The 10897-nt window shown below is 62.8% G+C and carries 9 protein-coding genes; 4 read left to right on the forward strand and 5 right to left on the reverse strand.

All coding sequences use genetic code 11. The annotated features are described in order from the left end of the window. The 3 genes from HX811_RS10640 to HX811_RS10650 form a co-directional block, all read right to left on the reverse strand. Nucleotides 1-1326 carry a sigma-54 dependent transcriptional regulator gene (locus tag HX811_RS10640; protein ID WP_177045880.1) on the reverse strand — a complete coding sequence of 442 codons (1326 nt, stop codon included), beginning with the start codon at nucleotides 1324-1326 and terminating at the stop codon, nucleotides 1-3. Then, on the reverse strand, nucleotides 1320-3086 hold the full coding sequence (locus HX811_RS10645; protein WP_177045881.1) for an ATP-binding protein: 1767 nt from the start codon (nucleotides 3084-3086) through the stop codon (nucleotides 1320-1322). The genes HX811_RS10640 and HX811_RS10645 overlap by 7 nt, the downstream gene beginning before the upstream one ends. Before the next feature lie 217 nt (nucleotides 3087-3303). Next, nucleotides 3304-4827 carry a fumarate hydratase gene (locus HX811_RS10650; RefSeq protein WP_003214142.1) on the reverse strand — a complete coding sequence of 508 codons (1524 nt, stop codon included), beginning with the start codon at nucleotides 4825-4827 and terminating at the stop codon, nucleotides 3304-3306. 216 nt (nucleotides 4828-5043) lie between these two features. Between HX811_RS10650 and HX811_RS10655 the strand changes: the two genes are divergently transcribed. Both HX811_RS10655 and HX811_RS10660 read left to right on the forward strand, forming a co-directional pair. After that, nucleotides 5044-5976, forward strand: coding sequence for an iron-sulfur-binding ferredoxin reductase (locus tag HX811_RS10655; protein WP_102369795.1), 933 nt, complete (start codon nucleotides 5044-5046; stop codon nucleotides 5974-5976). 30 nt (nucleotides 5977-6006) lie between these two features. Beyond that, nucleotides 6007-6756: an enoyl-CoA hydratase-related protein gene (locus tag HX811_RS10660; RefSeq protein WP_177045882.1), complete on the forward strand. Its 750-nt coding sequence runs from the start codon at nucleotides 6007-6009 to the stop codon at nucleotides 6754-6756. A 199-nt stretch (nucleotides 6757-6955) separates the two neighbouring features. On the opposite strand, the gene pyk is transcribed toward HX811_RS10660, so the two are convergent. Beyond that, nucleotides 6956-8407 (reverse strand): pyruvate kinase, encoded by a 1452-nt coding sequence (pyk, locus tag HX811_RS10665; RefSeq protein ID WP_003214149.1) that lies wholly within the window; start codon nucleotides 8405-8407, stop codon nucleotides 6956-6958. A 175-nt stretch (nucleotides 8408-8582) separates the two neighbouring features. Here pyk and HX811_RS10670 point away from each other — a divergent pair, with 175 nt between their 5' ends. Together HX811_RS10670 and HX811_RS10675 are read left to right on the forward strand one after the other, a co-directional pair. Further along, on the forward strand, nucleotides 8583-8957 hold the full coding sequence (locus HX811_RS10670; RefSeq protein WP_003214151.1) for a tol-pal system YbgF family protein: 375 nt from the start codon (nucleotides 8583-8585) through the stop codon (nucleotides 8955-8957). Between the two features lie 226 nt (nucleotides 8958-9183). Then, nucleotides 9184-9543 (forward strand): PilZ domain-containing protein, encoded by a 360-nt coding sequence (locus HX811_RS10675; RefSeq protein ID WP_177045883.1) that lies wholly within the window; start codon nucleotides 9184-9186, stop codon nucleotides 9541-9543. A 16-nt stretch (nucleotides 9544-9559) separates the two neighbouring features. Here HX811_RS10675 and HX811_RS10680 read toward each other — a convergent pair whose 3' ends face one another. Beyond that, nucleotides 9560-10891 (reverse strand): DUF58 domain-containing protein, encoded by a 1332-nt coding sequence (locus tag HX811_RS10680; protein ID WP_177045884.1) that lies wholly within the window; start codon nucleotides 10889-10891, stop codon nucleotides 9560-9562. Nucleotides 10892-10897: the final 6 nt, after the last annotated feature.

Genomic DNA, 10897 nt, shown 5'->3' on the forward strand with positions numbered 1-10897 from the left:
TTAGAGGAACGTATCCCGCGCCAGGCCATGGCGCTGCATTTTTTCATTGAAGGTGCGCCGGGGCAGCTGCAGCTCGGCCAGCACCGCCTTGATATCGCCTTTGTGCCGGGTCAGCGCGGCTTTCAGGCAATGGGCTTCAAATGCTTCCTGCTGCGCCGCCAACGACTGCCCGGCTTCGATGCCTTCCGGCTCCGGTTCACCCAGCCCCAGCACCTGGCGTTCAGCGGCATTGGCCAGCTCCCGCACATTCCCCGGCCAGTCATGGCTGAGCAGGCGCCCCAGCGCGGGTCCGCTCAGCGGCGCGAAGTTGCGGCCCAGGCGCTCGGCGGCGCTTTGTGCAAAGTGCTCGAATAGCAGGGGAATGTCTTCCCGGCGTTCACGCAGCGGCGGCAGGCGCAGTTGTGCGACGGTCAGGCGATAGGCCAAGTCCTCGCGAAAACGCCCGGCGCGAGCTTCGTCCAGCAGGTCGGGTTTGGTGGCGGCGATGATCCGCAAGTCCACCTTGATGCTTTGATTGGAACCGAGCCGTTCGAGTTTTTGCTCCTGCAACACCCGCAGCAATTTCACCTGCTGGGCCAGCGGCATGCTTTCGATCTCATCGAGAAACAGCGTGCCGCCATTGGCGTATTCCAGCTTGCCGATGCGCTTGCCCTGGGCGCCGGTGAACGCACCACTTTCATGGCCGAACAGCTCGGCTTCAAACAGCTGCTCGGGAATCGCCGCGCAGTTCAGCGCCACAAACGGCTTCTTCGCCCGGGGGCCGAAATCATGTAGGCAACGGGCGACCAGCTCCTTGCCGCTGCCGGTTTCGCCGCGAATCAACACATTGACCGGCAAGCCGGCCAGGTCCAGGACTTGCCGGCGCAGGTTCTGCAAACCCCGGGACACCCCCAGCAGGCTCGATTCCAGTTGGGCCCGGTGATCGGCCTGCTGATGCAAGCGGCGGTTTTCCAGCACCAGCCCGCGCTTGTCCAGCGCCCGGCGCAGGCTGCTGAGCAGGGCCTCGGGGCTGAAGGGTTTTTCGAGGAAGTCGTAGGCGCCATCACGCATGGCCTCGACGGCCATCGGCACATCGCCGTGACCGGTGAGCAAAATCAGCGGCAGGTCGGCATCGCGCCGCTGCACTTCGGCCAGCAACTCCAGGCCACTGAGGCCGGGCATGCGCACGTCACTCAGGATCACCCCGGGAAAGTCCCGGGGCAATTGCGCCAGGCATTCCTCGGCGCGGCTGAACAACTGCACCTCAAAGCCGGACAGGCTCAGCCATTGCTCGACGGCCGTGCGAATGCTGGCTTCGTCGTCGACCACAATCACCGCATTCAACATAGGTCTGGCGTCTCCAGCGCGATGGGCAAGGTCAGGGTAAAGATCGCCCCGTCACCTTGATTGCCGGCGCTCAGGCGCCCGCCAAGTTCGTGGACGATAGCGTACGACACGGCGAGCCCCAAGCCGAGCCCGTCGCCTACCGGCTTGGTGGTGAAGAACGGGTCGAACACGCTGTTGAGGTTTTCCTCGGCGATCCCGCCGCCGCTGTCGCTGACGGTCAGGTGCCATAGCTGCTGATCGGCGTGCAGACGGATCTCCAGGCGCTTGCGTGGCTTGTCGGCCATGGCGTCGAGGGCGTTGCGCAGCAGGTTGATCAGCACCTGTTCGAGGCGGATCGCGTCGCCGCGTACCCAGGCGGGGCGGGTCAGGTCCAGTACGGTGCCGATGGCTTCGTCCCGCAGGCGCGCATCGAGCAAGTGCAGGGACTGGTCCACCACCGTCGCCAGGTCGAGGCGTTCGCGCAGGCCGCTGGGGCTCTTGCGGGCGAAGGTCTTGAGGTGGCCGGTGAGCGCGGCCATGCGCGTGAGCATGTCGTCCAGCGGGGTCAGGGCCTGGTAGGCGTCGTCCACCCGGCCATGGTCCAGCAGCAGCCGCAGAGTCGCCAACTGCATGCGCTGGGCGGTCAATGGCTGGTTGATTTCGTGAGCGAGGGCAGCAGACATCTGCCCCAGCGCTGCCAGTTTGGCGGATTGCACCAGGCCATCCTGGGCAGTACGCAGGGCGCGGGTGCGTTCTTCCACCAGTTGTTCAAGTTCTTCGCGGCTGCGCTGGCGCAGGCGGGCGAGGCGCCAGCGCTGGGTCAGGAACAGCACCAGGAACACCAGCGCCAGCCATGAACCGGCGGCGGCGAGGCCGGCGTTGCGTTGGTCTTCAAAGGCCACCTGTGGTTTGCGCAACAGGTGCAAGGTCCAGCCTTCGGCCTTCAGCGGCAGGGACTCCCAAATGTAATTGGCCTTGCCATCGGGGCCGTCGACGCGCATCAGGTGGCTGTTTTCGTCAAACCGCTGCAAGGCTTCGGTGTCCAGCGGCAGCAATTGTTTCTTGTCGTATTGGCGGGTGGCCTTGAGTTCGGCGTGGTCGCTGTCCGACAACGGACGCAGCGCGCGGTAGCGCCATCCCGGCTGATTGGCGATAAACACAATGCCCCGGGCATCGCTGACCAGCAGCAAGTCATTGCCCTGGGCCCACTCGCGCTCCAGTTCCGGGAACTCCAGCTTGACCACCATGGCACCGAGGAACTGCTCGTTCTCGCCGACCACCGCGCTGGAGAGGAAATACCCCGGAATCCCGGTGGTCACCCCCACTGCATAAAAACGCCCGGTGCCCTGGCTCAAGGTCTGACTGAAGTACGGGCGAAACGCGTAGTTGTGCCCCACATAACTGCTGGGCAGGTTCCAGTTGCTGGCGGCCACGGCCAGGCCGTTGCGGTCCATCAGTTCCAGGGTGGAAGACTGGGCGGCACCGTTGATGCGCTCCAGCTTGCGGTTGAGCAAATCCTGGGTGGTGGTGTCCAGCGGGCCCTTCAAGGCGCTGATCATTTCCGAGTCCAGGGCCAGCACGGCGGGCAGGGCGCGGTAGCGTTCGATCAGGGTGTGCAGGGAGTTGCCATAAAGCATGAGCTGCTGATTGGCGCGGGCGGCGTCATCCACCAGGGCCAGGCGTTCGGCGTGGCGGGTAGCCAGGGCGGCAGCCAGTACCGCGCCGGCGATGATCAGCAAGGAGTAGAGGGTCAAACGCAGCGGGCGGGGAATCGCAATCATACGAAGATGAACAGTGCAATTAGGGGCGAGCACCATAGCATGAGGCGCATGGCTGTTGTGGCGAGGGAGCTTGCTCCCGCTGGGGCGCGTAGCGGCCCCAAAAAAATGGGAGCGCTGCGCACTGGAGCGGGAGCAAGCTCCCTCGCCACAGTGAGAGGTGCATGAAACAAAAAAAGGCGACCGTAGTGGTCGCCTTTTATCCTTGCAGGGGAAATGCTTACTGCACTTCAACCGCCAGGCTTTCACTGATCTTTTTCTGCCAGATGGCAGGACCGGTGATGTGTACCGACTCACCCTTGCTATCAACGGCAACGGTGACCGGCATGTCTTTCACGTCGAACTCGTAGATCGCTTCCATGCCCAGCTCGGCGAACGCCACGACGCGGGATTTCTTGATGGCCTGGGCCACCAGGTAAGCCGCGCCGCCCACTGCCATCAGGTAAACCGCCTTGTGGTCCTTGATCGCTTCGATAGCGGTCGGGCCGCGCTCGGATTTGCCGATCATGCCCAACAGGCCGGTTTGCTCGAGGATCTGGCGGGTGAACTTGTCCATCCGCGTGGCGGTGGTCGGACCGGCAGGCCCCACCACTTCTTCGCGCACCGGATCAACCGGGCCGACGTAGTAGATGAAGCGACCCTTGAGGTCCACCGGCAGGGTTTCGCCCTTGTTCAGCATCTCGACCATGCGCTTGTGCGCGGCGTCGCGACCGGTGAGCATCTTGCCGTTGAGCAGCACGGTTTCGCCCGGCTTCCAGCTCTGCACGTCTTCCGGGGTCAGGGTATCGAGGTTGACGCGACGGGCCGACGGGCCGGCTTCCCAGACGATTTCCGGGTAGGCGTCCAGCGGTGGCGCTTCGAGCGATGCAGGGCCCGAACCGTCGAGCACGAAGTGCGCGTGACGGGTGGCGGCGCAGTTGGGGATCATGCACACCGGCAGCGAGGCCGCGTGGGTCGGGTAGTCCATGATTTTCACGTCGAGCACGGTGGTCAGGCCACCCAGGCCCTGGGCGCCGATGCCCAGTTGGTTGACCTTCTCGAACAGCTCCAGGCGCATCTCTTCGATACGGTTGGACGGGCCGCGCTTCTTCAGCTCGTGGATGTCGATGGATTCCATCAACACTTCCTTGGCCATTACCGCGGCTTTCTCGGCGGTGCCGCCGATGCCGATGCCAAGCATGCCCGGTGGGCACCAGCCGGCGCCCATGGTCGGAACGGTCTTGAGCACCCAGTCGACGATCGAGTCGGACGGGTTGAGCATGGCCATTTTCGACTTGTTCTCGGAACCACCGCCCTTGGCGGCCACGTCCACTTCCACGGTGTTACCCGGGACGATGGAGTAGTGGATCACGGCAGGGGTGTTGTCCTTGGTGTTTTTACGCGCACCGGCCGGGTCGGCGAGGATCGAAGCCCGCAGGACGTTTTCCGGCAGGTTGTAGGCCTGGCGCACGCCTTGGTTGATCATGTCGTCCAGGCTCATGGTGGCGCCATCCCAGCGCACGTCCATGCCTACACGTACAAATACGGTGACAATCCCGGTGTCCTGGCAGATCGGGCGGTGGCCGGTGGCACACATGCGCGAGTTGATCAGGATCTGAGCCATGGAGTCACGGGCCGCTGGCGATTCTTCGCGCAGGTAGGCCTCGTGCATCGCCTGGATGAAGTCAACGGGATGGTAGTAGGAAATGAATTGCAGGGCGTCGGCAACGCTCTGAATCAGGTCGTCTTGCTTGATCACGGTCATGAGTCGCGCTCCTCTATAAGGGAACATTCAATAAAGGTGGCGTCAGTGTTGCATCGGTCGGCTGAAGCCACCTTTCCAAGGCACGCCAAAGTGGTGCAGGCGCGACGCTAAAAAGGCGCGGCAGTATAACCCGCCACGGTGGCCGATACACCCGACTATGGTCAAACTCTACCGGGCGTGATTCCCTGTAGACGCCTTTTTGATCCGAGACCCTTGATGCCTGAACTTCACGTCGGTGAACGCCACTGGTCGGTAGCCGCCGGCAGCAACCTGCTGGATGCCCTGAACCAGGCGGGCGTGGCCGTGCCTTATAGTTGCCGCGCCGGCAGCTGCCATGCCTGCCTGGTGCGTTGCCAGGGTGATATCCAGGACAACCAGCCGGATGCCCTGAGCCCGGCGCAGCGCCAGGATGGCTGGCGCCTGGCGTGCCAGTGCCAGGTCGCAGGTGACTTGCAGGTCGAAGCCTTCGACCCGCTGCGTGACGGGTTGCCGGCGACGGTGTTGAGCGTCGATTGGTTGAACCCGAGTGTACTGCGCCTGCGGCTGCAACCCGAACGCGGCTTGCGCTACCGGGCGGGGCAGCATCTGGTGTTGTGGGCCGGCAGCGTTGCGCGGCCTTATTCATTGGCCAGCCTGCCCCAGGAAGATCCGTTTCTCGAATTTCACATCGATTGCCGCCTGCCCGGCGAATTCAGCGACGCCGCCCGCCAATTCAAGGCCGGTGACAGCCTGCGCCTGGGCGAATTGCGGGGCGGCGCCTTGCAGTACGACCCCGACTGGCAATCGCGGCCGCTCTGGCTGCTGGCCTCGGGCACCGGACTCGGCCCGCTATGGGGCGTGTTGCGCGAGGCCTTGCGCCAGGATCACCAGGGCGCCATCCGGGTCATTCACCTGGCCCATGACGCGGGCGGTCATTACCTCGCCGGGCCATTGGCCCAGCTGGCTGGTGCGCATCCGAACGTGACCGTTGAGCTATGGACAGCGGCTGAGGTGACGCAGGCGTTGGCGCAACTGCGGCTTGTTTCCCGGCAAACTCTGGCTTTACTCTGCGGGCACCCGGCCAGTGTCGAGGCATTTTCCAAGCGCCTGTTCCTGGCCGGACTGCCGCGCAATCAACTGCTGGCCGATGTGTTCCTGCCCCGTGGTTGAGCGCTGAATTTCCCAGCCGCGAGATTTGTCATGACCGATGCCATCCTGCAGCAACGCGAACGCGGGTTGCTGATTTTGCAGCTCAATCGCCCGGACAAGAAAAATGCCCTGACCCGCGCCATGTACAGCCAATTGGCCGAAGCACTGGAGCAGGCGGATGCCGATGCCAGCGTGAATGCCGTGCTGATCCAGGGCAGCAGCGAGTGCTTCACCGCCGGTAACGATATTGGCGACTTCCTCGAACAACCGCCGGCGGATCTCGACAGCCCGGTCTTCAATTTCATGCGCAGCTTGCTCAACTGCCGCAAGCCGGTGATTGCGGCAGTGGCGGGCGTGGCGGTGGGAATTGGCACGACGCTGCTGCTGCATTGTGACCTGGTGTATGTCAGCCGGGATGCACGGTTGCGCATGCCGTTCGTCAACCTGGGGCTGTGTCCGGAGTTTGGGTCCAGCTTGATCCTCCCGCGCTTGCTGGGGCATGCCAAGGCGGCGGAGTTGTTGCTGCTGGGTGAAGGGTTTACCGGCGAACAGGCTGCCGCCTGGGGCATTGCCACCGAGGCATTGGGCAGCGGTGAATCGGCCCTGGCCAAGGCACGGGAAATTGCTGGACGGTTTGAGACCCTGGCGCCGGGCGCGGTGCAAGTCAGCAAGCATCTGATGAAAAGCGTTGATCGCGAGCAGTTGCGCAAGGTGATCGAGGAGGAGGGGGCGTTGTTTACCCAGAGGTTGAAGTCGCCGGAGGCGATTGCGGCGTTGTCGGGGTTTATCACTCGGAGATGAATGAGCGTTGACTGGTCGGCCGTCTTCGCGAGCAAGCCCGCTCCCACATTCGACCGTGTTTCTTCAGGATGTACGCGATCAAATGTGGGAGCGGGCTTGCTCGCGAATAGGCCAGTAAAGCCAACACACAAGCCAATTTGCAATGCAAAAAGCCCCGCCATTCACATGGCGGGGCTTTTGTTTTTCAGCGAGCGGTCAATCAGACCATTGGGTCGCCAACGTGCAGGATCTTCATGCCGTTGGTGCCGCCGATGGTGTGGTAGCTGTCGCCCTTGGTCAGGATGACCCAGTCGCCTTTCTCCACGACGCCGCGCTTGAGCAACTCGTCGATCGCGGCCTGGCTGACTTGCTCAGGCGGCAGCGATGCCGGGTCGAACGGTACGGTGTAGACGCCGCGGAACATGGCCGCACGGGCCTGGGTTTCGCGGTGCGGGGAGAACGCGTAGATCGGGATCGAGGAACGGATGCGCGACATGATCAACGGCGTGTAGCCACTTTCGGTCAGGGCGATGATCGCTTTCACACCCGGGAAGTGGTTGGCGGTGTACATGGCCGCCAGGGCGATGCTCTGGTCGCAGCTTTCGAAGACCTTGCCGATACGGTGGCTGGAGGTCTTGCTGGTCGGGTGCTTTTCAGCGCCGACGCAGATGCGTGCCATGGCCTGCACGGCTTCCAGCGGGTACGGGCCAGCCGCACTTTCAGCCGAAAGCATCACGGCGTCGGTGTAGTCGAGCACGGCGTTGGCCACGTCGGACACTTCGGCACGGGTTGGCATCGGGTTCTGGATCATCGACTCCATCATCTGGGTCGCAACGATCACCGCCTTGTTGTGGCGACGTGCGTGCAGGATGATTTTCTTCTGGATACCGATCAGCTCGGCGTCACCGATTTCCACACCCAGGTCGCCACGGGCAACCATCACGGCGTCGGAAGCCTTGATCAGGCCGTCGAGGGTTTCGTCATCGGCTACGGCTTCGGCGCGTTCGATCTTCGCCACCAGCCAGGCAGTGCCGCCGGCTTCGTCGCGCAGTTTACGGGCGTATTCCATGTCGGCGGCGTCGCGCGGGAAGGATACCGCGAGGTAGTCCACTTCCATTTCGGCGGCGAGCTTGATGTCGGCCTTGTCTTTTTCAGTCAGGGCCGGGGCAGTCAGGCCACCGCCGCGACGGTTGATGCCTTTGTGGTCCGACAGCGGGCCGCCGATGATCACGGTGCAATTCAGTTCGGTCGGGGTGGCGGTGTCGACGCGCATTACCACACGGCCGTCGTCCAGCAGCAGTTCGTCGCCCACGCCGCAGTCTTTCACCAGGTCCGGGTAGTCGATACCCACGACTTGCTGGTTGCCTTCGGTCAGGGGATGGCTGGTGGAGAAAGTGAACTGGTCACCGATCTTCAGCTCGATCCGCTTGTTGGCAAATTTGGCGATACGGATTTTCGGGCCTTGCAGGTCACCCAGCAACGCCACGAAGCGGCCATGCTTGGCGGCCAGGTCACGCACCAGCTTGGCGCGAGCCTTGTGCTCGTCCGGGGTGCCGTGGGAGAAGTTCAGACGGGCAACGTCCAGGCCAGCCAGAATCAGCTGTTCGAGGACTTCCGGCGAGTTACTGGCCGGGCCAAGGGTGGCGACGATTTTGGTACGACGGACGGACATGCACGGACTCCTGAGTTCAAGCGCTGGGGAAGGCTACTATGCTCTTTGGTTGTAGTCATTGTTCGTTTGCACTACTTATCGATGATTCGCTTGTTTTCACTCTGCATGAACAGATGAACAACCTTGAAGATTTTCGATGAAGGGTCGATACACTGCACAAGACAGGAGAACCCCCATGCGAATCGTGATCATTGCTGCCCTGGCCGTCAGTGTTGTCGGCTGCACCCGTTGGTCGATGGACCATCATTTGAACAATGCGTACCGCGCCTACGGTGTGGGCGATTGCCAGCGGGTCACCCTTGAGTTGTCCCAGGTCGACCGTGAAAGCCGTTCCCGGCGCTACGTGCAACCGGAAGTCTCTATGTTGCGCGGGCAGTGCCTGGAGCGCGAGAAGCTGTTTGTCGATGCGGCGCAAACCTATCAGTTCATCATCAGCCAGTACCCGGCGAGCGAGTACGCATTCCGTGCCCGTGCCCGTTTGGATACCCTGCAGCAACTGGGGCATTACCCCGGCGCGAGCGTTGCCCAGCCGCGGCCGGCGTCGTTGTGATGATATTTGTCATGCCATAGCTGGCTCGTTGCCAGTCTTGGGCTAATCTTTGAATGTCAGTTTGTATAAGTTTCTATTCAAACGGATGGCGTTCCCGGATTTGGCAGCTGTAAAAGTGGCAACCCGTTTGCGGTTGTCGCACCGATATCCGGGGAGAGCGGGCCTTCAGGCTCGTTTCGAATCACTGGAGCGGCCACATATATGGCCATTGGATGGCGACCTCATCATGTTTACTCACCGACGGATCGAGCGGCATCAGTTACCTTGCTTCCTTCAAGTGTTCAACCGCCTGACGGACAAGCCAATCGGCTATCTGGGCAATGTTTCCGAGCAGGGCCTGATGTTGATCAGCCAGTTACCCATGATGGTCAATGTGGAGTTCGAGCTGCGCTTGAAGATCCCCGGGCCTGAGGGTGAGGTGCAGGCGGTAGACCTCACGGCCACCTGTCTGTGGTGTCATGAGGATATAAACCCCCAGCATTACGATTCCGGGTTCAGCATATCCCAGGCCCCTGCCGAATATGGGGAGGTGATCAGCGCGCTGCTGGATTACTTCAGCTTTGATCCGTTGCAGGCCTCTGCCTAGGTGCTGCATCCGGCGTTCATAGCGCGCCGGCTTTTTTCCAGCCCAGGTAGCGGGTCACCAGGGCGGCACCCAGGTCCGAAGGCAGTGTGTCCAGTACCGACAGCCCGTGGGCGTTCAAGCGGTCGTGGAGTTCGTCCCGGGTATTGAGATAGTTGATCGTGCCGCAATAGGCCAGGGCTTCGGGCAGGGTTTGCACGGGAGCCTGGCGTAACTGGTCAAGGACCTCCTCCCGCAGGCTTGCGACCATTACCCGGTGCTGGCGGCTGATGCGCTTTACGGCGCTGAGTAACTCTTCATCTTCCTCATCCCGCAAATTGGTCACTACGATCACCAGCGAGCGACGTTTCTGCCGGGCCAGCAGTTGGCTGGCGGCCGCCTGGTAATCGGCCGTACGCCGTGACGTGTCCAGGTCATACACCGCATTCAGCAACAGGTTGAGCTGGCCACTGCCCTTGACCGGCGCCAGGTAGCGCGGCTGGTCGCAGGCAAAGGTGCACAGCCCTACGGCATCGCCCTGACGCAAGGCTACATAACTGAGCAGCAGGCAGGCGTTGAGCGCGTGGTCGAAGTGCGACAGTTCGGCGTCCTGGCTGCGCATACGGCGGCCACAATCGAGCATGAACATGATCTGCTGGTCGCGCTCGTCCTGGTACTCCCTGGCAATGGGCGTGCGTTGCCGGGCGGTGGCTTTCCAGTCGATCTGGCGCAGGCTGTCACCTTCGCGAAACTCACGCAGCTGGTGAAACTCCAGGCCCAGCCCACGCCGTTGCCGCTGGCGTACGCCCAGCTGGTTGAGCCAGTTGTCCACCGCCAGCAACTGCGCGCCATACAGGCGTGCGAAGTCCGGGTAGACCCGGGTGGCGTCGCTGACGTCGATCAGGCGCCGGGCCGACCATAGCCCCAGGGCGCTGGGCAGATGCACTTCACAGCGGGTAAAGCTGAAATGCCCGCGCCTTTGGGGCCTTAGCCGATAACCCAGTTCACTGTGCTCGCCGGGCCGCAGTTCGATGGATTGCGGCAGGTCCTCCACCGCCAGGCCGTCAGGCACATGATCGAATACCTGGACCGCCAACGGCTGGGGATAATCGTGCTCCAGGGTTACCCGCACTTCCCCCCAGCGCCCCAGTGCCAGGCTGCCGGGCATCTGCCGTCGCACGCGCGGGGACGGCCGGCGGCGCAGGCGGCTGGCATCCAGCAGGGCCAGCAGCAACAGGGCCAGCAGCAGGCCCCACGTCACTGAGTGCAGGGCGTCTGGTACCTTGACCTGTAGCGCCACCAGTGCGCCGAGCAGGATACTCAGGCCCAGCAGTACACCGAGCCAGGTCAACAGCAGGCGGGTTGGTCTCATGGGCGT

It is taken from the genome of Pseudomonas sp. F8002, assembly GCF_013385495.1.
GTDB lineage: Bacteria > Pseudomonadota > Gammaproteobacteria > Pseudomonadales > Pseudomonadaceae > Aquipseudomonas.